The 23862-nt window shown below is 57.1% G+C and carries 18 protein-coding genes; 10 read left to right on the forward strand and 8 right to left on the reverse strand.

Annotation, left to right across the window (positions count from 1 at the left end; translation table 11 throughout):
* The first annotated feature begins 1244 nt into the window (after positions 1–1244).
* Genes AB6804_RS16875 through AB6804_RS16885 form a run of 3 tightly spaced genes read left to right on the forward strand, consistent with a single transcriptional unit; the run spans position 1245 to position 4893 of the window.
* Positions 1245–2639, forward strand: coding sequence for a 3'-5' exonuclease (locus tag AB6804_RS16875; RefSeq protein ID WP_370887395.1), 1395 nt, complete (start codon positions 1245–1247; stop codon positions 2637–2639).
* Positions 2636–3298, forward strand: a complete 663-nt coding sequence (locus AB6804_RS16880; RefSeq protein WP_370887396.1) for a DarT ssDNA thymidine ADP-ribosyltransferase family protein — start codon at positions 2636–2638, stop codon at positions 3296–3298. The genes AB6804_RS16875 and AB6804_RS16880 overlap by 4 nt, the downstream gene beginning before the upstream one ends.
* Positions 3295–4893: an ADP-ribosylglycohydrolase family protein gene (locus AB6804_RS16885; RefSeq protein ID WP_370887397.1), complete on the forward strand. Its 1599-nt coding sequence runs from the start codon at positions 3295–3297 to the stop codon at positions 4891–4893. Before AB6804_RS16880 ends, AB6804_RS16885 begins: the two co-directional genes overlap by 4 nt.
* 227 nt (positions 4894–5120) lie before the next feature.
* Here AB6804_RS16885 and AB6804_RS16890 read toward each other — a convergent pair whose 3' ends face one another.
* The 4 genes from AB6804_RS16890 to AB6804_RS16905 form a co-directional block, all read right to left on the reverse strand.
* Positions 5121–5666, reverse strand: a complete 546-nt coding sequence (locus tag AB6804_RS16890; protein WP_370887398.1) for a hypothetical protein — start codon at positions 5664–5666, stop codon at positions 5121–5123.
* 15 nt (positions 5667–5681) lie between these two features.
* Positions 5682–8102: a CHAT domain-containing protein gene (locus tag AB6804_RS16895; protein WP_370887399.1), complete on the reverse strand. Its 2421-nt coding sequence runs from the start codon at positions 8100–8102 to the stop codon at positions 5682–5684.
* 387 nt (positions 8103–8489) lie between these two features.
* Positions 8490–8693, reverse strand: a complete 204-nt coding sequence (locus AB6804_RS16900) for a cold-shock protein (protein ID WP_370887400.1) — start codon at positions 8691–8693, stop codon at positions 8490–8492.
* Positions 8694–9823: 1130 nt separating this feature from the next.
* Positions 9824–10153 carry a hypothetical protein gene (locus tag AB6804_RS16905; RefSeq protein ID WP_370887401.1) on the reverse strand — a complete coding sequence of 110 codons (330 nt, stop codon included), beginning with the start codon at positions 10151–10153 and terminating at the stop codon, positions 9824–9826.
* 825 nt (positions 10154–10978) lie between these two features.
* On the opposite strand from AB6804_RS16905, the gene AB6804_RS16910 reads away from it, so the two are divergent.
* Positions 10979–11536, forward strand: coding sequence for an exonuclease domain-containing protein (locus tag AB6804_RS16910; RefSeq protein WP_370887402.1), 558 nt, complete (start codon positions 10979–10981; stop codon positions 11534–11536).
* A gap of 28 nt (positions 11537–11564) precedes the next feature.
* Here the strand turns inward: AB6804_RS16910 and AB6804_RS16915 are convergent, their stop codons facing one another.
* A complete protein-coding gene (locus AB6804_RS16915; RefSeq protein ID WP_370887403.1) occupies positions 11565–12506 on the reverse strand; it encodes a WYL domain-containing protein in 942 nt (313 codons plus the stop codon).
* 217 nt (positions 12507–12723) lie between these two features.
* Here AB6804_RS16915 and AB6804_RS16920 point away from each other — a divergent pair, with 217 nt between their 5' ends.
* From AB6804_RS16920 to AB6804_RS16935, 4 genes are all read left to right on the forward strand, one after another.
* The gene (locus tag AB6804_RS16920) at positions 12724–14382 is read left to right on the forward strand and encodes an HNH endonuclease (RefSeq protein ID WP_370887404.1); all 1659 of its coding nucleotides are present in this window, start codon (positions 12724–12726) and stop codon (positions 14380–14382) included.
* 12 nt (positions 14383–14394) lie between these two features.
* Positions 14395–15597 (forward strand): nucleotidyltransferase, encoded by a 1203-nt coding sequence (locus AB6804_RS16925; protein WP_370887405.1) that lies wholly within the window; start codon positions 14395–14397, stop codon positions 15595–15597.
* Positions 15598–15697: 100 nt separating this feature from the next.
* Positions 15698–17407 (forward strand): ThiF family adenylyltransferase, encoded by a 1710-nt coding sequence (locus AB6804_RS16930; protein WP_370887406.1) that lies wholly within the window; start codon positions 15698–15700, stop codon positions 17405–17407.
* Positions 17404–17889, forward strand: a complete 486-nt coding sequence (locus AB6804_RS16935) for a Mov34/MPN/PAD-1 family protein (protein WP_370887407.1) — start codon at positions 17404–17406, stop codon at positions 17887–17889. Before AB6804_RS16930 ends, AB6804_RS16935 begins: the two co-directional genes overlap by 4 nt.
* Positions 17890–18109: 220 nt before the next feature.
* On the opposite strand, the gene AB6804_RS16940 is transcribed toward AB6804_RS16935, so the two are convergent.
* From AB6804_RS16940 to AB6804_RS16950, 3 genes are all read right to left on the reverse strand, one after another.
* On the reverse strand, positions 18110–18706 hold the full coding sequence (locus tag AB6804_RS16940) for a hypothetical protein (RefSeq protein WP_370887408.1): 597 nt from the start codon (positions 18704–18706) through the stop codon (positions 18110–18112).
* 116 nt (positions 18707–18822) lie between these two features.
* Positions 18823–19509, reverse strand: a complete 687-nt coding sequence (locus AB6804_RS16945) for a HEPN/Toprim-associated domain-containing protein (protein WP_370887409.1) — start codon at positions 19507–19509, stop codon at positions 18823–18825.
* Positions 19510–19717: 208 nt separating this feature from the next.
* Positions 19718–20494 (reverse strand): HEPN/Toprim-associated domain-containing protein, encoded by a 777-nt coding sequence (locus AB6804_RS16950; protein WP_370887410.1) that lies wholly within the window; start codon positions 20492–20494, stop codon positions 19718–19720.
* A 1498-nt stretch (positions 20495–21992) separates the two neighbouring features.
* On the opposite strand from AB6804_RS16950, the gene AB6804_RS16955 reads away from it, so the two are divergent.
* Positions 21993–22490 (forward strand): hypothetical protein, encoded by a 498-nt coding sequence (locus AB6804_RS16955; protein WP_370887411.1) that lies wholly within the window; start codon positions 21993–21995, stop codon positions 22488–22490.
* Positions 22491–23073: 583 nt separating this feature from the next.
* Positions 23074–23472: a hypothetical protein gene (locus AB6804_RS16960; RefSeq protein WP_370887412.1), complete on the forward strand. Its 399-nt coding sequence runs from the start codon at positions 23074–23076 to the stop codon at positions 23470–23472.
* Positions 23473–23862: the final 390 nt, after the last annotated feature.

A 23862-nucleotide genomic window follows, 5' to 3' on the forward strand; every position in this document is an offset into this window, starting at 1 on the left:
AAAATTGTTGATGCACAGCGTTTCATAGAAACGCTCATCAAATATAGGAAGATTTGGCTGGAAGGAAATCCGAGAGGGAGACTTGGGCGAAGCTTCTAGTGGCGATTAAGCAATTTCGGTGTTATACATCGATAGTCACGCGTTGGCCGAGCACCAAGCCGCCCGACGTAATGCCGCTTCTTCCGACTGAAGAGCTCCGGCGGTGACCTCCAGCGTGGACGGGTGCGACCGGTGGCGCGCTGGGGAAATCGGACTACCACGGGGGTAGGTTGAAATAGTCCGAGCGGTGTCGAAGATAGAGCCGCTACCTCGGAGTCTGTCGGAGCCATTCGAATACTAGATGGTGGAAGGGGAACCTGCGGTGTTTGGCAGGGGCCCTGGCTATTCCTAGCTACCCTAAAGAAAGATATGCTCAGTAAGGATCTGCTTCCGTGAGCGTGTTTTTCTATTCTCAAATGAGCTTGTTTTACTTCAGCATGTGCTCAATCGTGAAAGCATATGTTCGCGTAAGGTTATGCTTTGGTCTGGTTGCGTGCGTCAAATGAAGGCCGCTGCGCGGCTGGCAGCCAGGAGCGGATGCTTGCGGCGAAATTCCTTCTCCCATTGCTCACGGACAAGTCCACTTTGGCGGCGGGGGACGCGCGTGCTTCGTCACTGATCGGCTCCGACGGCGACGATCGTACATTTGTCGCCTAGGTGGGAACTGCGCGGCTGACGGCCATCGAGTGATTGCCTGCGTCGCAACGCATCTCGCAATACCGAGAGGCGTCCCGGGGAGTGCTGCGGCAGTGTTCGCTGTCTTCTCTCGCGCGCTCTGCAATGGCGGGCGCTTTCCTGTCCTCGAACTGCTGTGCCAGCGGTCAACTCCGCTTCGACGCCAGCCTTGTGTCCGATGCCCACAAGGCGATCGCGACACCTTCTTTGGGGCTTGAGCTTCGTGGATCGCGCCGGCCGCCTTGACGGCAGGATGTGCGCTTTGACTCAAGCCCGGCTTGCGAGCGAAAGCAGACCTCTAACGCGAATTCTTTCGGCGCGCGTGGCGACTATTCGATTCAGACAGTGTCGACGTCGGTTGCAATCGCCCCTCTAATTCGTGCCCAGCGGGGTCGGGGGCGCGATACGGGAAATTAAGACTAAGCGTTGCACACCCAGTCAGCGATTTTTTAAACGAATGCTACAGTTTTTCAGCGCGTGGCCGTTATACCTCGGGGGTAGATAACCAAACGTCACGAGAGAAAACAGCCGTGAAGAAGCTAACCAACGTCACGCCCTCACCGGAACAATTGACGATTATCCGGCGGGTGCGGCCGGGAGCCGAAGTAATCCGCGGCGCCGCCGGCAGCGGCAAAACGACCACTGCTGCATTGAAATTGCGCCTGATGCTGATGTACTTTTCCGCGAGGCGCGCTCGCGCAGAGAGCGACGAGCCCGTACGTGCGCTGGTGCTGACATTCAATAAAACGCTACGTGGTTACATCCAGCAGGTGATCGAGGAGAACGTGCCCGCTGGCAGGTTCGAGCTTGTTGTCGACACATTTAGGCACTGGGCATACATCACGCTTGGTCAGCCCGGCATTCACGACGAATCGTATCTCGAATATCTTGTCGCAGCTCATGCCGCCCAGATCGGACTCCCAGACGATTTCTTGCGGACCGAGTGCACATATTTGCTAGGTCGCTTTCTTCCGGAGCACGTCGATGACTATCTGACCTGCAGGCGGGACGGACGCGGCGCGATACCTCGCGTTGAGCGTTCAACGCGAGAGGCGATCCTGCGCCTGATTGTGCATCCCTACATGGAATGGAAGCGTCGTGAGAAGCTCACCGATTGGAACGACGCAGCTGTGCAAATGGCGCAACAGCAGCATTACCGATTTGACATCGTAATCGTCGATGAGTCTCAGGATTTTTCCGCCAATGAACTCCGCGCCATTATGTCGCAGGTTGCCGACGAGCACGCCGTCACGTTCATTATTGACACCGCCCAGCGAATCTATGCCAGAGGTTTTACTTGGGCGGAAGCAGGCATTGCGATCCGCCCCGAAACGAGCCATCGACTGAGCGTCAACTATCGCAACACACCGCAGATCGCGCGTCTGGCGGGCGGCCTCATGCAGTGCGTCCAGCTTGATGAGGATGGCACACCTCCTTCGCTGCTTGATGCGCTCGAAGGGGCTGCAACGCCCGTACTGCTTAAAGGATATTTCAACGCGCAGGTACGTTGGTGTCTCAACTATATCCGTAACCACGTGGAACTCGCGCAAGAGTCGGTTGGCTTTCTTCACCCGAAAGGGTGGTTCACCTACCTCAAGCAGCAGCTTGACTCAGCGAAGCTCTCGTACGTTGAAGTCACCGGACAGCGGGATTGGCCAGAAGGTGACGCAAACATTGCGTTGTGTACCTTCCACTCGGCGAAAGGGCTTGACTTCGACCACGTTATCATCATTGGGCTCAGTTCGGAAGGATTGCCTGGCGGGCAGTTCGAGGCAGGCGACGAACGGTTCGAGACGTCCTGCCGCTTGCTCGCGATGGCGATTGCAAGAGCGCGCATCCAGGTCGTCTTGGGCTACAAGCCGACGGAAGAGTCGGCGCTGTTGCATCGCCTGGATCCCGCCGCGTTTGTGGAGATCGATGTATGACGGACGCCGCTATTAGTGATGCGCTTGCTCAACGGAACGTCACAGAGATTCTTCACTTCACGACCAGCAACGGTTTCATCGGCACGATGACCACGGGTAGCCTTTTGTCTCATGCTCGTTTGCCGTCGGAGAACAAGTTAGCTCATATCCTGCAGATAAACTGCAAGGATCGAAGCAGGGATGCGGACTGGCATGGATATGTAAATCTGTCGGTGTCACGGATCAATGGCAGCTTTTTTTCGATCGCGCGCGACCGATGGCACGCGGCCAAGGATATCTACTGGTGCATTCTGAGCTTCGACGCTAGCATCGCCGAACATCCGGGTGTCGTCTTTTCGACGACAAACAATGCCTATCCCTACACCGTCCGCGCTCCAGGTATTGACGGCTTAGAATCGCTTTTTGCACCAAAGGTGCGACAGTTCGCCGATAAATGGGTTTTCAGAAGCAAGGAGATGCTTTCCAATCAGACGACGTGTCATCAGGCGGAGTTGCTGTATCCCGAGGCTGTGTCACTTGACTACTTGCGCAAGGTCTACTTTCCTTCTGGCGACATAGCAGATGAGGCTTCGGCGCAACTGGGGGTATGCGCACCCCATTTAATCGGGAAATTTGAACTGGAAGTAAATCCTATGCTTTTCGGTGAGAGGCAAGCATGACGACAACTCGCGACGATACGATTGTCGCATCGGCGCTCTGGGCAGCCTATGGCGACGCCGTTGGTTTCCCAACGGAACTTGTTTCGCCGACAGACTTTGTCAAGCGGACCGGTCAAACCGAGATGACGGGTCCGATCGCTTGGAAGAGGAAAGTAGGCGGCTTGTTCGGTGCGGATGCTCATTTTCCTGTGGGTGCATATTCAGACGACACGCAGCTCCGCTTGTCCTCAAGTCGCGCAATACGCGGCGACGGGTTCTTTGACGTCGAGAGCTTCGCCAAAATCGAATTGCCTGTGTGGCTCAACTACGCGCTCGGCGCGGGGCGGGGATCTAAGCTAGCGGCCGGCAACCTGGCGTTGCGAGATTCGACGTGGTCCCAGAATTTCTACCATGGTCCAAAGAGCAACTATTGGGACGGCGGTGGTAACGGCGCAGCGATGCGCGTGCAACCGCATGTTTGGGTGGCGAGGGATTACGATGCTTCCACATTCATGCCTTCAGTCATGCGCGACGCAGTTTGTACGCATGGGCATCCGCGAGCACTGGCAGGAGCGGCGATTCATGCTCTAATGCTCGCATATACGATCGATACGGGAACGTTACCAGTACCGGAGCAATGGCCTGATTTTGCCGAAGCCTGCAGCCTCGCATTCTCCAGTCTGACAGACGATGAAGAGCTCGGTCTTGTTTGGTGCCCAAATTGGGAGCGGCTCGCTGGTAAGTCCTTGGCCCATGGATTCACAGAAGTAGCGGCGGAATGGCAAGCGAGTAGCAAGATGGCTGTCGATATTTGCGGTAGTGCCCCGGATGAAAATACTGCCTATCGCGCCGTGCTCGAAGGACTCGGCGGATTCAGTCAGGCTGAGCGTGGTTCGGGGCTTAAGACGCCTTTGTTCGCAGCTGTGATTGCATGGTTGTACCGCGACCGAAGTCCTGAAACGGGATTGCTGGCAGCCGCTAATGCATTCGGTAGCGATACAGATACGATCGGAACGATGGCGGGGGCTCTAATCGGCGCCGCGGTTCGAACGGAGCCGAAGCACGAGATACAGGATAAAGACTACATTCGTTCTGAGGCAAAGCGGCTTGCGGGCATTGCAGAAGGCAGGCGGGAAAAAAGCTTCTCCTATCCGGATACCCTTTCGTGGGTGGCTCCTCGAACTCAGCGAGATGCGTGGATCGCCACAGAGGACGGCTTCGCCATATCTGGGCTGGGCCCAGTCGTACCTTTCGGCGAGATCTTTTCACCCGAGAAGCAAGGGGAACTCGAGTGGCAATGGTGCCGAACAGGTTTCGGCCAGTCAATTCTGGCGAAACGCAAGCCTGCGTCGTCACAGTCACCTGCTAAACGTCAAGTCACTTTAAGGGCGGAAGCGGCTGGGAAAGGCCTACCTCGCCAAAAGGTTCTTGAAGATGCGGTAGTGGACCGGCCGGAAACGATTCATGACCTGACAGACCGTTGTATTCGCGCGGGCTTCGACCCCGCGTTGATCGGTGAGTGCCTGCTGTCGCTCTCGAGTGGACATGATGGTGTAGAGAAAGCCATTTCCTTCGCCGCAATTATCGCTAAGGCGCGCCTTGCGCGCAGAAGATAAGGTCATCCGGGGGCGCCAGGCCATGGAGTGCGGGCACGCAGCGGATTCCGCGGGTCCGCGTTAGCGGGTGTGGTTAGAAAGCCGTTGGCTAACGCGCATGGCCGAAGCGCAACGCTTCGACGGCAGGGAACGTCTGAGATGGACCCTACTGCGCGCTCTCACGGGACGGCAGGTAAATGTCTTGTCGAGTCCACACGTTCGACGGGCACTTCCATTGTCGGACGAGTTTACCGCTTCTTTGTCCTCGCAGTTCCAGAAGCGGACGACTTCCCGCGATCGTTTGCGTTCAGCGCCAACTCCAATTTGCCTTTCAATATCTCAGCCGAAAGCTTAATTTGCTCGGGCTCTAATGCAGCCTTGTGCACCTCAATTTTTCCGTCGGCATAGGAGAAGTCAGTCGTCGCAACCCAGATCCAGACCGCGCCCACGAGACCCACGGTCAGAACCGTTCCTACTTTTAACCGGTCTTTCGGTTCGTTCTCAATACAATGCACGACGAGCGCTTTGGACTGATCCCTGTCCGCCAGCATTGTCAGGAGCCATCGCGCTGCCCGCACCGAGTCCATCGGACTCAAGCTGCGGTCACTTGCTTCTCGAATCAGGGAGAGGAAATTAACTATGTCGGGGCTGCCATCGGCCTTAACAACGACCTCTTTTTCGACTGACTCTAACGACTGCATCGGCGCCTCGGATAGAAGCGCGTGCAATTGTTCGAGGGAGCGAACGATCGTCACATCGTCGGAAAGCGCTATGAGCTTCATTGCATCGGCCATGCTCTATCTCCGTTATCAGTGCCACGCTCCGTACAGACTGAATGCGCACCTCTCGGCGGCACCTGTCGCCGTTTCTGCCCGACTCATGAAGTGGCGGGTTGTCGACCGCCAAGCCCCGGCACGGCTGTCACCGCCCAGCCATCGCCGATAGAACTCGGCCGAGAATTCGGATGCCTGCTGGGCCAGCACTTCCCAGTGCGTTGCGAGTATGCTCGAGGCGCCGCAACGCCTGAAGGCGAACTCTAGCCCGAGGACATCGCCCCCACGACCTTCTTTCCCCACGCCCGAAACGCAGGCGTTCAATGTGATGTGACTTCCTGAAAGGTTTGGGCGTCTCTTCAACAACTGTGCTGGCGTGAGCAGATTCTCCCGCAACCCGCGCAGATCGGGAAGGTCTCCATGCCTCGACACGACTAGCCCCGAATCGAAAAAGGGGTTTCCACCTGGCGGTGCTGTGCCGTGTGCATGGATATGGATCACGCAGTCGGGACGAAGAAGTGATACCACCTCGCGAGCAGTGAGCGGGCCGCTGTCGAACTTTTGCGTCGACACCAGTCCATTCTCCAGCGGCCCAATCGCCTCATTGAAATATCGATGCGGCCGGGTCGGATCTTTGGCTACCGCTGGCACGAAGATGGAGACGCCGGAAGAGGGTGGCTTGCAGGAGCTGTGAACAAGACGCAAAGCATCGGAAAACGACGTAACCCGACTAATTGAGACTAGATCGACGGACGGTCTATTGAGCAATGGAAGATACTGGAGCGGCACAAGGTGAACCGGATCGTCGGCGGCAACGCAAATGTGATCGCCCTCTGAAATATGGCCAGAACGCAACGCCCGTTCAAGAGGAGCGAGGAGCGGCGAAAGCGCGTCAACCAACGGGCGCGGATCTTTCTTGAACATGAATTGCGTCCAGCAGGAGGGGTCGAGACGGCCAAGGTGATCGCGAAGCACGCTCATCTGTATGTCGATCTTCAGGCAAGTGATTGAGCCGTCCGCTGTGTACAAGAGCGCTTGAATTCTGTTCTCAATCTCGAACACATTCAAGGAAAGGTAGTGGACCCGAGGCCCGAGCGCCTCGGGATCTGGAAGCTCTCTTGCATCGGGAGTCTGGGAATCCGCCTCGTTGGCGAGCAGTGAGCGGCTTTTGCGAAGTTCACAGGCGATCCAGGCCGTCGCTTCGTTCCCCGAGAGGTCGAACGCCTTGCACGCCTTGCTTGCTAATCCCGGTAGGAAGTTAGTGACATTCGTCCGTGTTTCCACATCTTCGATGCGAGACTGAGCTTCCCGAATGGATTCGCATAAACTCAGAATAACTTTCTCGCATGAGTCGGCTTGCATTAGCCGCTCGTAGACCAGAAGCTGTGCCCAGAGAGCCATCCATTCCTTGTGCTTGTCGTCGACACGTTTAGTCCACGCTAAAGCTAGATCTAGGTCCGCAACCAAGCTGTGACCTTCGACAGGATCGACATCCAACGAAGCCTGAGCGCGGGCGGCCTTGTTGATCGCGCGTTCAACCCAATCGCTGTTGATATGATTGGGATCGTTCAGAGGACTGATGAAGCGGCTTACGTCGTCGAACCAATCATTGACGTCTCGCGCCAGCTTCGCATACTTGTCGTTGAAGGATATTCGACGACGACTGATTCTGTGGAACTCCTCCATCTTTGCCTCGAGCTTAGAAAGCAAGACGAGGTCGAAGCCTACTCTGGCACGCTCCGGTTGAGCCGAAAGCGATTCGCGAAGCCGCTTGAGCACGGTCGCCCCGGCTGAAAACGAAGATCGCCAAATCAACTCCGCCTTCTTCGGAATCGAGAGCCGCACGTTGGGATCTTCGATAACGAACCGATTCCTGGCGAAACGCGCTACTTGCGCGCGGGCCTCTGCGACTCGATGTTCGAGCGCTTCCTTAGAACGAGGCGCGTGCAGTAAGAGCTTCTTCGCTTCGGCTACTCGATTGCGCCGAAGCTCGGCGATAGCTGCGGTCGCCACGGCGCTCCAGAAAATGGAAGAATGCCGAACGGTGGGAAAGACCAGTGACGCCTCCTCGACTGTGGCGATGCACTCGGTACGTAACCCTTCGTTGAATTGCGCGTAAACGCATGCAGACAGCGCACATGCGCAAGCGTGATTTATCAGCGCACTGTCCTGATGCGTAAGCGGCACCCACCGATCACGCATATAGACGAGCAGCGCGCTTGCAACCCGATGGCCTGTTGTGCAATCCGCGCCGTAAGCGACGCCTTGACACAACCTGATCGCGGCAAGCAGACGTACCTTCAAATCGCCCTTGTGAAGGGAGTTCCGAACGTCGAAGAAAATATCCGGTTCCAGTTTGCGCCCGTATCTGACGAGAAACGCCTCGACATCACTGGTCTCGGGTACCTCGATGACCCGAACAATGTCGCTTAGATTCTCAGATGAATGGCTGCGCAAGGGTGACCTCGACAACAACGGTGTTCGCCGAGAGCCGTTCAGACCGGACTGGTTTCGCCTGCCGCTATGGCGTCGTTCAGATGCGCGGCAGAATCATGCTAGCAGACGAAGCTTCGGGAACCGCTCGCTGTAAGCAGTGTATTCCATGATGGTCAAGATCGGTACGGCGAGCAACCTCAAACATAGTTCAAATTGTTTGAGCAAAAGGGGGAAGTCACTTATCGCAGTCGCACCGCCGGCGCCCTTATGTGGCGACGATCGTTCGATCGATAGTGCGGCATTGGCGAAGAAGCGGGGAGGAATATTGTCCTTCCCGCCGGCGAGCCGGTGACTTGGCGCTGCCTTCTCTCAAGCGCAACCAACCGAACCGTCACCGGGTGCGCCGCGTCACATCGGCTGGATGTTGGCAGCCTGCTTACCCTTGGGGCCCTGTTTGACCTCGTAGCTAACTTTCTGGCCTTCTTGAAGCGACTTGAACCCCTTGGCCTGAATTTCCGAGAAGTGCGCGAAGAGGTCGTCCCCGCCGTCGTCCGGAGAGATGAAACCGAAGCCCTTTGCATCGTTGAACCACTTCACAGTGCCGGTCGCCATTTGCTGGTCGCTCCGAAGGCGCTAGTTGAAACTCAGATCATTTGGGAGGCGTCGTGCTGACTACGCGCTGACGTGAGCTTACATTACGGTATGAAAACGATTCGGCCAAATCCACAGAAAGGGGTGTCTCCCGCGAAATCGGTTGATTTGGATTCCAACCGAAAGCTCTGGCGTCGATTCCAGCCAAAAACCGCGTTGTGGTCAATGGTTGCGCTTCCCGGCGTCTTCGCTCATGCGAGCGACGATGATTCCCGGTCGACGAATAAGCTGGGATGCGTTCACGCGTGGGCGGCGTGCTGCCTAAGGCGGCGCGGTCGCTCGGAATGTACGGAGCGGCGCGTGGCCTGACAGGGCGGCGACCGCTCTCGCTCGCGGAGGAGTGAACAATCGATCGCTCGTTTAGAGCAACTACTCTAATTCAAGAAACTGCCGCCATACTTTTCCGATTTTCGAATCTGAAATCTTGGTCGCCCTCCGCACGGTTCCGAGGGTATTCCACTGTCTTCACCGCGGCAATACAATCCGAATCACTTCCTTCTCGTTCAGCTTCGCCCAGACCCGAATTACTCGAATTGTGCTGATGTCGCGCATAATTTGCGAATCAAAGCGCTAATCAGGCAAAAAGCGCCTATTAATAGCGGGAGATTCTTCACCCAAATGAAAAACACCCATGATGCAGCCATGTTTTGAAGGTCCTTAGCCCGCGTTTGATCGAGCTATACGAACTTGTATCGAAGCAGCAGCGCCGGCTCGAGTACTGCGTCGGCGCCAGCAGAGATGCAGTGGCGGCACCTTTTCGTGCCAAACAAACCCTCAAACGTGGATAGGAAACACAATGAAAGGCATCGCAGTTTTTGACATGAATCCCAGTCTCATCGCGATGGGACGCCTGGAGTCACTGAACTCGCTAGGTTGGAGGCCGAAAGCATCCATCGGTCTGCCCGGCGACACACCGGTGCTGAAATGCCCGGTTGCGGCCGTCGACGCAGATTGCTTCCGCATTCAGAATGCCGACGTCAACTTCGGCTTTGGCACCATTCAGTTGAAAGCCGGGCTCGTCCAGTCCATCCGCGTGCAAGTCAACGACGTGCAGATTTTTTGGCTAGCGGATATGACGCCCAGAGGTTTGGTCAGCAATCGACAAGTGGAGGAGAGCCAAACATGCTCTCGTCCAGTTCGAGGTTCGCGGCGAGCCGGGAGAGAGAAGTCACTCGGTATTTCTCAAACCAGGTGTACCGCTTGGTAGCTACCGTAACGAGGCCTTCCGCGACGCGCCGCCTCCGCCAGCGGAACATATTTGGCGCGCGATGACTGACTTGGCCGACAGCGGAATGCTGCAGCAGCAGGCCGAGAGTGACATCAAGGGAATCCCACTGCGACGCGTCTTCGTTAATGTGCTTCTCTCGGAGCGTTTCAAGCCGTGTGTCGACGAAAGCAAGCTCGTTGAGATGCCGATGCATGTTAAGCCAGTGTTCCGGCAGGGAATCGTCTACTGAGGAAAAGTCTCAATACTCTGAAATGCGCGGCCGATGGTCGCGCGTTTTTCTTTGGCGTCCTGGAGGTGTCGCGTAGACACGCCATGGCCGCCCCGCTTTTTGCCTTCCAACTGCCACTCCTGACGAATGGAAGCATTAATACCTTTTACACCGCTCGGAGGCGTAACAACGCTTAAGCGAGCTAGCCGATTCGATCGTTCGCTCAGAGCGAGGGACCGCAGTGGGCTCGCGAACTCCTCGACCTGGCTGCCAGGTTTAGAGACTACAATATCGTCGACCACGAAGTGCAAGAGCAGAATATCTTTATTCCTGGCGCTATCATCTCAGCGAAGAGAGGGATAGAGTCGCTGAGATTCGCGATTGGAACGGCGCGCGGGAACTGCTGACGGCGTTGCGGGGAACGCGGCTCCCCGGCCTCGGGCAGCCGATCGCGACGGCTGGCATCGTGCAAAAGGTTGAGCCGCCGAGTGCAGGATTCACCTGCCTGCTTGAATTGGCGGCCGCGCGGCGGATAGACTTTGTCGAAGTAGAGATGAACCGTCCTCAACTAGTCGGCTCCCGTCATCGCGCATTGAGTTGGCTGACGATGGCGAAACGAATGTCGCGAACAGCAATTCGTGCGACTTCAATACAAGGCGTTGATGCTTGATGTCGCAGGTCGAGGCGGGTGATTCGCCTCTATGCGGGCGGTACCGCGTCACTTGCGCACTGCCGTGAGCGTCCTGCAAAGGATTGCGCGGAGACTCAGGCGGAACACTGAGATTTCAATCGAGCTAAAGGGGCCGCAGTATGGCAGTTCATGAGGAAGTCTTTATCTCGGTCGACGTAGAAGCGGCCGGCCCGATCCCTGGCGAATACAGCATGTTGTCGCTGGGCGCTTGTCTTGTTGACGCGCCCGATGAGGCGTTTGCCTGTACCTTTCGCCCGGTAAATCGAAACTTTGTGCCCGACGCGCTCAAGGTCACCGGTCTATCCCTTGATGAACTTGACAAAAGTGGGAAGGCGCCAGAGGAAGCCATGGGTGCATTCGCCACATGGATTTCCGCGCACTGCCCAAGCAATACGCAGCCGGTGTTTGTCGGGCTCAATGCTCCCTTCGACTGGTCGTTCGTCAACTACTATTTCCACCGGTTTATGGGGGATAACCCGTTCGGATTTACTGCGCTCGATATCAAGGCATATTTCATGGGCGTCACGGGTTGCTCATGGCACGAGACCCGTTCAAGCGCAATTGCCAAGCTTTTGCATCCCGTACAAAAGGGGACTCACGATGCCCTGGACGATGCCCGCTACCAAGCTGAGCTCTTCCGGCTGGTTCGCGAAGCACGAATAAAACCGGCTGCATAGATGCATGCGATCGCAGGAGCAGCGGAAATTACCACGCCCTGATTGGCGTGGCCTCTGGGCCAGCATTGGGGTCCTTGTAGCCGGGAGCCAGTTGTGCGTTGTTTGCGCCGTAAAGGGCTAGTGGGTCCCTGAGCCACAGCGCGTACTCCGGACCACTTAGACTGTGATCGGGGGAACAGTCTATCGTCGAACGGCGGAGCATATAACCTGCGTTGGCGGCGCGTACCTTAACGCGGAGTACTCCGTCCGGCATGTCGTAGTCCATCATCACGACCTCAGGTCTTGGGTGCGACGGATGAGGAACGAGTTCCAGTTCGATGATCCGGTTCCATTGCGCGTCCTGATCGACCCTCTCCTCGTCTGCAATGACACTGTCCTCGAGAACGACCGGATTTTCCATCCGCGTGAAAACGAAGTCGCGGAACGCTTTCCGTCGTCGGTCGTAGGCTCGAACATGCCAACGCATGCCGTTATTTACTAACGCCGTCGGCACAATTTCTCGTTCGTTACGACCGCTTTCGACGGATGTGTACGCCATTCGCACCGCCTTGCCACGGTGGATAGCCCGCGTGATCGGTGCGAGCACTGACATCTTGGGCACGCTCAGCGCCAATGGAAATTCACAACGCACCATCGCTTTGAGTTCTTCGCCAACGCCCTCGCCGAAGCCTCGCGAAAGCGCCGTGAGAACTCGTTGTGGAGCGTGATCAAACAAAGGGATAAAGGTGTCGGTGGTGCGATACACCTTGTCGGTGTTATCGAGTGCGAGGTTTCCCGGCGCAAGTTCTTTGTACTGCGCGATATCTCGGGTTGCCGCGGCTGGACCGGTACCAAATCTTTCTGCAACGTCCGTTCGCCGAAGTTCGCCGAGGAAATATAGCTTGAAATCGATGTGCGAGAGACGTTCTCGTTGCACCTGTGGGAGGCGCTCAAGGAGGGCGCGGTTCGGCTGGGCGGCGGTTCGGATCATCCCCGGATATTACACTGAAAGCGACATACGTCAAATCGATTCTAGCTCTTGTAGTGATCAAAATGATTATGTATGATGCACGCGATGGCCACTGCCTCGGCTGGGTACGAGTGAACGCTGCTCGCCGGGATCGTTGGTGGGTGGAGTGGTGACAGGTCCGCACGGGGCGTTGCAGACGCACTTTGAGCGATTTTTCTGACGAGCAACGGTGCAGCGCATGAATAGCGATAGTGAAACCTTGGAGCTGTTGGTCGATTTTTCGACCGAAACGACGTGCGCTGCCGGTGATGAGCGTCAGCAAGAGCCTCTCGATCACCTTCCTGTCCTCGATGACCAGGCCCTTGCGACAGAACTGCATCGACTGGCGCAAGGGGTTTGGAACGTCCTCATCGTCGCCAATGCGTACACCGTTTGCGTGTACCGTCGTCAGAATGAGCAGGCGCAATGGGAGCCTTTGTGCCGTGGCGAGCTGGACGAGAATTCGGTCGGGGCGGCGAAGTCGTTCCCGCGTGGCCGCCTGGCATGGGCAAAGGTTGACAGCGCTCCGTGGACCGTTGATGTCCACACCGTAGCTACCGTTCCGGCGACGGTCGGCCTGCTGAAAAAGTGGGTGAAGGATTCCAACGGAGTCACGGGCGGCCGCGAAGGTAACGTGACGAGTGCAATCAAGGAAGAGCTGTACTACCTCGCGGGATGGCGCTGTCAGTTCGCCGGCTGTGGCCGCGACCTGCGACATCACGCAGCTACGGGTCGTCGTGGGCGCTTCAGCTATTTCGCGCACATCGTTGCGGCCTCCGCCGACGGTCCGCGAGGCAACAAGGACGAGTCCACCGACCTTGCGTCTGATCTGAGCAACTTCATGTTGCTTTGCGACGAATGCCATCGCCTTATCGACAAAGTGAACCCCGCCGGGTACACCGTCGAAGTCCTGCGCAGCATGCGAGAGGATAGCATCGCCGAGGTTCGCCGCCTTCTCGATACCCTGCAACACAAGTCATCCGAAGTCGTTGCGATTATTGGCAATATCGCAGGTCAACCGGCGCAGTTCAGCATGGACGATGCGCACGAGGCGCTGTGGGGTGCAGGCTTGCGCAGCAATGACGCGAAGCCGGCGCGCTACTTTTATCCAGGTGGTCAACATCACGATGTGCACAGCGCGGCCTACTGGACCTCACTGTTCCAGCAGATGAAGCTGGACCTTCCGATGTTGCAGACCCTGCTCAACGGTACGCGCGCAGGTGTGTCGCGACCGCGTCTCTCAGTTTTTCCGATGCACAGCACTTCAGTGCTGCTTCTTGCGGGACGTGTGCTCGGCGACACGGAGGGAACGCATCTGTTCCAGCCTCATCGCAATAAGGTTGGCGCAGGTACCCGTTGGGCATGGCCCGCCACACACGCAATGCCCGCTCTGGACAAGTTCAGGACGGAAGTCCTCTGCTCTCAAGCAGACGGCGCGGATGTGGCTACGCTTGTTGTTGCGCTCACTTCGGACATCGATGCTACACGCCTGCCGACCGACTGTGCCCAAAGTGGCGAGTTGCTGTTGCCGACGTTGCGGATTACCGGTCCGACCTTCGACAAGGACTGCATGCAACAGCCCGAGGACTTGCAACTATTTGGGCTGACAGTCGATGCCGCCATGCGCAAGCTTCAGGACGAGTGGCGCGTGCAGAAGGTGTATCTGTTCGTCAGCGCGCCGGCGACCGCAGCAGTCGTCGTCGGCCAGAAGATGCAAGCGCGACATCATGCGTCGTACGTCTGTCATGAAGCACTATCAGGTCCTGGTTCTCCCTACAAGGCGACCATCGAGCTCACGTCCACGTTGGTCCGCGAGTTGGTCTCGGGGCTGGCGCAATCCCATTCCCTCCAGCCTTGAGCGAGGACTTTTATGACGACCAATCCGACTCTTTCGAAACGCCTTGTCGAGGCGCTGAATGCTCGTGCCGAGACGCAGCAGTGGGAGCAGCTTATCTCGAACTTGCTGCATCGTCTCGAACTCAATCCGACAGAACGCGCCCGCGCCGTGGCCGACTACGAGAAAGTCGCGGATCATCTGGCGGAGAAGTTGAGCATTCCTCGCCACGACGTGCATATCTTTCCTCAAGGGTCGATGCGCACCCAGACGACGATTAGCCAGCGACATCCGGTGAAATTCGATCTCGACGTGGTGGTGAAGTTGACTGGACCAAGATACATCTCGCCAAATCCGGAGGAGATGTTCGAAGCGTTTGGCAAGGCGCTTGAGGGCAACGAATCGGTGACGGGGAAGCCGGATCCTAAGCGTCGGTGCTGGCGCCTGCAGTTTCCCGGAAAGCCTTACTATTTCGACCTGACGCCGGCGGTCTGCGATCAAACCGGGCGTGAGGGATCGAGTCTTTCGGTGCGTGATCCAGATACCCGATGGGCGCCTTCGAATCCCGAAGAATTCGCCAACTGGTTCTGCACGCATGCGGCAAAGCGCTTTGCGTTCGAGACCCGGCTGATGAAAGCGGTGATGGATTCAACGACCGTCACGCCATTGCCTGATGAGGAGATCGGCCTCGACGACATCTTGCGTCGCACGGTACAACTGATGAAGCTGCATCGTGACACGATGTATTGGGACGACGCGAAAAAGGATCTGATGCCGATTTCGGTCATCATCGTCACCCTCGCGACAAAAGCCTACGCTGATCTGCATGCGGCGCGGAGGACGGCATTTTCGTCGCCCATCGAACTCGTGCTCGCCCTCGTCGAGGCGATGCCTCTCTATATTCAGCGAGACCACATGGGGTGGCGCGTGGAGAATCCGAAGCTGAAGGGCGAGAATTTTGCGGACAGGTGGAACAGCGACGAAGGTGCGCGCGCTCGCGAGTTTAAGCGTTGGCATGCGCGACTGGAGAATGACCTCGAAGCATTGCTGCATCAGAGCCATCGCGCACCCAGCGAGGACAAAATCCGTAGCATGTTCGGAACGGCCGGCCTTGAAGCATGGCGGGAGAGTCGCCCCAAGGTCAATGTCCTCGACAGCCTTATTGGCAGCGCTGACGGATTCAGTAGGTCCAACCCGGCGCATCCCGTGAAAACGGGTTCGTCGAATACCCTGGGCTGATTGCGACGTGGAGCGTAGTCCCTTCGAAACGGCCGCCGAAAAAGTGCGGCAGTGGCTGGACTCTGGTCCTGGCTCGCAGTGGGCCAGGCGCGATGAGCGCGTGCGCGGCGGACAAGGGCACGCGTGGGACATTGACTTCCAGGACGTGCAGTCGCCCGTCAAGATGGTGCGTCTGGTGCTGCCACCCGACTTCCCAGCAAGTCCATGCGAGCTTTACGTCGACCGTGGCTGCTTCCTCAAGCTACCGCATGTCGAGTCCGACGGGCATGTTTGCCTGGGGATCGCTTCGATCCCCGAAGACTACGAGGATCCCGTCGGCGCAATCAAGCGAGCCCTGATGGCATTGAACAGGCAACTGCTCGATAAGGTTCACGACTCGAAGTGGGTCGAAGAACAGTTCCATAGCGAACGCGCGTCGTATTGGCTGCACTATTGCAATAGCCGTCGAAAGGCTCCGGATAGCCGTGCTGTAGTCTCGAAGACTTACGTTGACACCGGTGGCACGGGACTGTGGGCAGAAGGGAGTATCGCCGCGTACATTCCGCGGAAGTCGAAGCATCGGCGGTATTCACTTCAGCTAGCGACAGTCGGGTCACTAGACCCGAACGAGCTCGCGGCTCGACATGGCTGGGCTGACGGAACGCTCGTGCGTGGAAGCGTGCTATTCGTGCGTCTCAGCGACGATGAGCTTTGGACACCCGCCACATGGCCAGCTTCATTCGAAGACCTCGACAGATTGATAAGCAGTGTCACGAACGGCGAGTGTTCGCTCGTTCGGTGGGCGAGCCGCGCCATCCGGCATCAAGATGCACCATCGCAGAAAGCGTCGCAAAAGGACCGGCGCGATCGCGAACCCGACGTCCCTCCTGGCCAACCGCCTCTGCTCGTGGTTCTTGCGCAGGGTGGCGTAATGTTCGGCTACCAAGTGTTTGGCACTCCGATGCCGTTATTGCAGCCGCCAGCCATTGAGCCCGTCTATATCACCCGCGTCGATGCCGACTGGGCGCTGGCGCGAGACCACGGCCTTAACGTTTTGAGCGAAAGGCGCGGAAAGCGCGTGCTGTTATTGGGCTGCGGCTCGCTTGGCAGTCCGTTAGCCAAGGCATTGGCACGCAGCGGAATAGGTCGTCTGGACATAGTTGATTCCCAACTCATGGGCGTCGAAAATACGTGCCGGCACGAACTCGGATTTGGAGAAGTTGGGCAGCCAAAAGCGCGGGCGCTAGCTCGGCAATCGAAAAAGGAGGTTCCTGGTCTGGAAGCCCAAGGATTTTTCGCCGAGGCCCGATCTTGGATTATGAGGAAATGCACCCCGGGCACCTACGATCTGGTGGTGGAATGTACGGCGGAATCATCGGTTCGAACGTTCATCTCCACCATGCGTGCCACCTTATTCGGCGACGCCCCTATTATCCATGCGTGGACCGAGCCGATGTGCAGCGCCGGCCACGTTGTGTTAACGCAGGTCGCAGTGGCATGGCCATGTGATGATCCTGCTGACGCCCTTGTCAACGCAAGTGATCTTTCCGCTCGCGACACACGGGTCAACCTGCCGGCCTGTTCGGATGGCTTCCACCCGTATGGGGCCGCGGACATCCAACTGATCGCCGCGTTTGCTGCAGAGCGTGTAATTGGGGTTCTGGATGACATGGATCACCCATCGACAGTCTGGTCATGGGTTCGCTCGAGCGCGTTCTTTGAAACGCTGCCCACACGCGTTACCACTCGTTCGATCGTTCCGGTTTCTGCGTCCCGATTCGACAGCGCGGCGACGACGCGAGAACTTTCAAAGGTGCTGCTCGGCAAATGACGTATCGCACGCTCAGATACCGCCTGCCGGGTGCAGCGTGGTCGCTCGAATTTAGCGAAACTGCCTTGCAGACAGTTCTTGATCATGTTCAGCGTTCTCGTGCCAGCAAGGAGTCCGTCGGTCAGTTATTCGCGACCGACCTGACTGCTGACCCCATAGTGGTGGAAGTCGCAACCGTGTTGAAGCCGATACGGTCCGCCTGGGCGCGGGTGACGTTTAGCACTGACGGTGCGATGACTGAACGTGATGCTCTCTTCAAAAAAGGGCTGCATTGCATCGGCTTTTGGCATACACATCCGGAGTTCTCTCCGACGCCCTCGATGGACGATCGACAGATGGCGCGTGAACATGCGCTTGCGGCGCAGCCACAGCTTGCGGGCATTCTCTTCGTCATCGTTGGCACCGCGGCACCACCTGCGTGCCTTCGCGCGTGGGTTGATGATGGTGTCGAGTTGTGTGAGGCATTGCTCGAGCAGAACTAATGATTGGCCGCGTCTTGTCTGTTGTTGCCGAGCGAGCATGCAAGCAGACTCCCGACCGAATAGATGAGGGCCGTCGGCCACCTCCGCGGATCCAGACGATCGGTGTGCCTCGCTCCATTCAGCGCGATTCGCAGCGCAGTAAGCGACACCGAAGCGGAGAAGGAGGCGGCCAGGGCGACACGGAACGACACAATCGCATCGTCAGATTGCCCCGTCCCTCTCAGGCGTTGCAACCGTTTTTCTGCCGCTCAGCCAACACCCGGTTGCGCCAGGTCCGGGCGACGCTAGTTCCGATTCTTTCGAACTTAACCCCGCTTGCAATGCGCTCGAGGCAGTGCAATTCCTGCAGGGCGCCTTCGCCGCAACGTTTCCCAAGCCGTTCGGCAAATCTCAGCTCTATACTGAGCTTCCTCTTGCGAAGCTCCGCGCATATCCAATCGGCGGCTTCTTGCCATTCAGTTGGACGAGCGTGCTTGGGAAGACCCATCATCATCTCAGCATTCGCTTCGTCGAATGCATTCGAATACAGAGCTTCTTCGACTTCGCGCAGTACATCATCAGCACTCCAGTCCGGCTCCTGCACGGCAGAACGCCAATTGGGAAAACGCTCTGAGATGGCCTCGACTAGCGCTGGCATGTCGAAGTCGCGCCAAAATCTCGGTAGCGGCCTGTACGCAAATTCGAACGCGAAAAACAGGTGACCCGCGTTCACGTCGGCGTCTCCGAGCCCGCAGTCGGACATAAAGTCGACGATGGTGTTCGCCACTTCGTTGTGAGTGTTCGTGGCAGCTTGTTGGTTGATTTGTGTGGTGCTCATTGGGTTCCGTTGATGTTGTGTGCGATGTCAGGCCGCTTCAATGGCGACGTCGTCAATACTTGAGGTCACGCTGACCGATCTTCAGTAGAGAAGGTGCGCGATCGCGCACGTGCAGTTCAGTATTCGTCCCTTCGCCCAAGCATGTCATCGAAGGTGATGTCGCCTCGATGCAAGATGAACGACGTTACATCCAGCTCGCATACCGCCTTTCCGGGCGTGACTTCGAGCAACGCAATTGCCATGTTGTCGAACGAACTGCATGGAAAGCCCAAGAGACTATGCTCCGGTTGAAGCTCCTCGAATTCCGGTTTGTCCGGGCCAGTGATGACATCTACGAGCGGATTGCCTGTCAGTTTGAATCCGTCGGCGGCACGCCGGGCTGCTGTCGCCCCGGCTTTTACCGCCTGCGCCAAAGCATCGAGCCAGTCGTCGAGCGTTGCGTGACAGAACGCGTCACCCTGGGCCTCGGCGGATTCGCCGGTGAAGTGCAAATGCCTACCCTCCGACATGTGGCAGACTTTCTCGTAGTAGTTTCGGAACTCTTCATCCAACGATGCACGGTTGAAGCCGGCGCGCCCAAGCCGTCGACGAAGAGTATCCGCCGTGGTCGTATAAACGAATTCGGTATCGACCACCTCGGCGTCCGACGCATCGATGGGCATGTCATGGATGAGCGGATTGCGCTGGTCCCTTCGACGGCATCGGATGATGCGGTCTTCAGGCCGGAAGCGCCAGCGGTTGTAGCTGTTGACGGTATTCGCAATTGGATAGCCGCCGAAAGTGGCGTGTACGATGCAATCCATTTTTGTTTCCTTTATTCAGTTTCTCGAACGAGTGCTGCAATGGCGGAGGCGAAGAAGCCATCGCGCGATCCGCGCTACAGGAGCAGCAAACTCCTTCGATGTATAGACACGGGGGTGGGAGTTCGTTGCCACCCGCGATCCGATGCGTTCAGACGATGCGTTGCGCGAGAAAAGGCCGGCGAGTCTCATCGACGAAACCGGCTCGATGCTAGATGTCTTCCTCGTGGTGGCTGCTGACGTCGTGCTCCTGATGGCCGCCTACGTCTTCTTCTTTGTGTCCGCTGGCGCCATCTTCTTGATGGCAGCGCTTCTTCCGCAGCCTCAGGTCATCGAACGACGTGTCGCCGTGATACTTCACAAACATCGAGACCTCTTGTTCGCATACAGCGTTGCCCGGCGTGACTTCCAGCAGTGCCACCGCCATGTTGTCGAGCGAGGTGCAGGGGAAACCTGAAAGACTGTGGCGGGGTCTGAGGTCGTCACTGGTCGGATGGTCCGAACCGGTGATGATGTCCACGAGGAGGTCGTTGGGCGTTGTGCATCGTCGTGAGACGAAAGTCACACCCTCCTTGACGGCCTTCGCAAGAGCCTCGAGCCAGTCGTCTAGGGTGGCAGCCTGGAATGCTTCAGCACGAGCGAATGCCCTATCAGCATCGGGATAGCTGCTGAAGAACATGTTTCCTGACTCACCACAAGCCGCTTGGTAGTGCTTCTGGAAGTCCTGCTCCAACGTCGTGCGAGTGAACCCTGCGCGCCCCAGACGCTGCCGGAGGACATCAGCGGTCACCGAATACGCGAAATCTATCTCGAGCTGCTGGGCTTCCAGTTGCGTTGTGGGAAGGCCCTGAATGTGTGGATTGCGCTGGTCTTTTCTTCGGGACCGGATGATTCTGTCTTCTGGCCTGAAGCGCTCCCACACAGTGTAGGAGCGGCGCATCGTGGTCAGCGGATAACCGCCAATCGTGATGGTTGAGCTGCGTGTCATGCGTTAGCCTCTGCGAATGAGAAATGCGACAACGAAACAGACGTGATGATCCGGGCCGGGTGGCATCACTCTGCGGGTACGTCCTCGTGTCTCGACGGCTGTGTCGAAACCGCACGCAAACGTGGCGTGCTCAAAGGCGTGATCTGAGCGAAATCAGTGGGTCGGCACCCGACCGAAATCGCGGGTCGTTTTTCTCAAAGGCAAACGCACAACTTCTTCCATTGTTGAAGTGGAGCAAAGGTCTCAGCGCAAGGCGAGACCATGAATCTCCAAAGTAGTGCGCCACGAAATCAGTTCGCGCCCAATGGCGCATAGCGTGGCGTTCAATGTGCACATTATAGCATGAAATTCCACATCATCAATTAATTTGGGTGATAAATTTCACGATATCGCGTATCTATGAAAAATCTCCCCGTAAATAAGCGGTCTTTTTGCAGCAAGCGATTGTTGTTTCGCGGGACGCCTCGCGATCGCGAAGACGCGCCACGTGCTCGAGCTCGTCATGCCGGGCATCTAAGCGGCGATGGGGAAACGGCAACTCGAGTGAGAGCCGGTGGTCGGCGGTCGCGCAAATTGTTGGCCCGGCCGAAATACCGCGCACTCACGCGACAATGGGGTGCGGCTCACGTCGAATGGTGCGGAGTATCTGACGCTGCCGGCACGGTGCCGATGGTGACTATCGAGGCGATCCGGCGAAAGATGAGCGCCGCGACAACCAGAAGCCACGGCGCGGGCCTGGGCGAAGCGGGCGGCGGCGAAGAGGGTCGCAAACAAGAAGGTCGCGCGAAATAAGCCGGCAACCAGGAATTCGGCCTCTGTGTCGGCAGCCGCGCAAAGGACTGCATGGAAGAAGAGCGTGACAGCAGGCAGAAAGGCGCTGGCGAATAACGACCTCGGGCGCGGAACGTCAGTCCCTGGCTGCCAACCAGGAAAGCACTGAGCCGGGAGCAGCGGTGATCCTTCGACCCGTTTGCGGGATCGACTCGCTCTTCCGTACGACATTGGTCCTGTTCAGGTCACGTATACGTCCACGCCGCACCGATCGAGGTGTCAATGTGAGAGATGTCGACGCGGGGAGACCCTCGAGGCGGCGGAGGCCTCAATGTAGGCCTAGTTCGGCTTTTAGAGTGATTGCTCTAATCGGAAAATCGCTTAATGAATATTAAGAGGTTTTTCGAGGCAAGTATTTTCAATGCTATTTGGCTGCGTTAGAGAGCTTTTCAACAGAAATGCTCCGCCGTTAGAATGCAAACCATACCTGAACCAGTCGACTCGCGAGAAATCTGTTGTTGAGATTATCCAAAAAAATCGCGAAGCTTTAAAATTTTCTGCCAATACATGTTCTACGTCACGACAGCTCTCAATACGTTCTTCCTTAGCCCTCTCTGTCTTCAGCGAGAAGGGCACCGGTTTCGTCGTTCCCTTGATCAGCGCGCCAAGAAATTGGCTTATTCGAGCCTGCGGCGCGCTTTTCAACTATTCAAAGGGAGCAGCACCGATGTCCGTAATGTTTGTGGCATGCAAAGGTCTTAATAAATTCGAGGGTATCGTCGATGACGATTTTCGACGGGAGCACATCAACGTGGATGCGCTTGAAATAGAAGTGAAAGCTGGTTGGCCATGTCTTGCTGACGGCCTGGACATCGGCTCCGTCTACATGTTCACAGAAAGCGTTGGGTTCGGCTTCAAGAGCAGACTTGATTTTGTCGTGAACCTGAGCAAGCTCGCCGTCTTCGCTGGCTATGACTCCCGGATGCCAGCTGTCAACGACCAAGAACCGTTCCGCGAACTGTTTCGTTGGGGAGCCGAAGGAGCGATTGGTCCTGCTGTTTCCGCGAAGTTGGTGGCTGATTTCGTCGAATGGGAAGAGCCGATTAAGGCGCTCGGCGACGATGACTTCTATAGGTTCTACCGTCATATGCGCAAGATTTTTGAATTTGCAATGAACGATGGTTGCGTGATTCTCAGCTGGTCAGATGGAACGCTGCCTGACTGAATTGTCCTTGGGTGGTGGTATCCCTGCGGCTCGACTTTACTGAGCCGCTGTGGGGCGCCGAGTGCTCGCGCTAGGCGATGAGCTTGACCGCGAGCGCAATATGTTCCCGGATGCGTTAGCTGCCGTTTCTTCAGACGCTTCATGGACCTTGGCCGCCGTGTCGGGAAAGCAGGGGGGCGCCGCCTCAATCGCCTCGAGCGGTGACATGCGGCTTGGCGTTCTCGCTGATGTTCCGAGCGGGGAGGGCCGCCGCCGCGGCGTCTCCGGTTTGTACGGGTAACCAGGAAGGCAGCAGCAACAAAGATCACGGCAGGAAAGCGGCTCGAGAAGCGAAAGAGGTTGGCGAATCTACCTCGAAAACCCCTTCCCATTCGCGGCTGTATTCATCCCCGATGAAATCTTCCGTTTCACTAGTTAGTTTCTCGGCTCGTCATGCCCCTTCAATTGCGCTATACGACTCCAACGAAATTTACTGATAGGAATAGAAAGTATGTCACGCATTAACGCAACTAGCGACCGTAGAGACTACATGGCAAGTGCTGCCTTGGTATCGCTGTCCTCTTTGGACCGAAGGCCCGAGGGAATGGCCGAAATGTCGGATGTCACCCCTGTGTTGGCATGCCGGATAGAATCATCGGTGGCCGACCACATCAAGACGAATGGAAGTCCGTCAAACGTCGCGGTGGGGTATTTTGGCAAAACCTCCCTAATGATGATTCACTTTCACTATGGCAACATCCAGGTCTTTTGGATTGCGGATTTAGAAAGCAAGACAATCTGGGAAGCAATCGAGAAATGGCTGCAGGAGGGACGAATTCCAATCGCGTTTTACGTCGGCGACGGAAAGCACGTATCCAATGCAGTTTGTGTAGAGTTGTCAGCGGACTCCTTGCCAATGCGTTTGGCTTGGACTAAGCAGGAACCCGGTGAATGGAACGCGGCGGGGCAGTTTTTTATTTCCGATAAGCCGTTAGCCTCCTGAGCATCGTTCTTCTTGATGATGAAACCACAAGGACGAGCCTAGCGGATGGACCACGAGGCGAGGCCGGCCGCCAGCGGACGGCTTGCGATCGCCACGATGAGAGTTCCGGCAAATGCAGCGACCGGCCCCCAACTCACGCTTTGGCCCGCTGTGGTGGCGCGGCCACCGGACGCAATCGCAAAGCTTCTCACGCCGCCTGATGTCGACTGCTCGCCGTCTGCTGCCAAGTGACGTGGCCGCAATCGCCTCGCGTTATGGCAGGTAACGTGGCGTTCGCGCTGGTTTTCTGCCAGCAAGGTCGCATGGTGCCGCCGCTATTTCGACGTTTGTTCGAGGAAGCGGCAGCGAAGAACGCATCGGCGACACACATCACAGGCAAGAAAATGGTTC

This window comes from Caballeronia sp. RCC_10, from assembly GCF_041360715.1.
GTDB lineage: Bacteria > Pseudomonadota > Gammaproteobacteria > Burkholderiales > Burkholderiaceae > Caballeronia > Caballeronia grimmiae.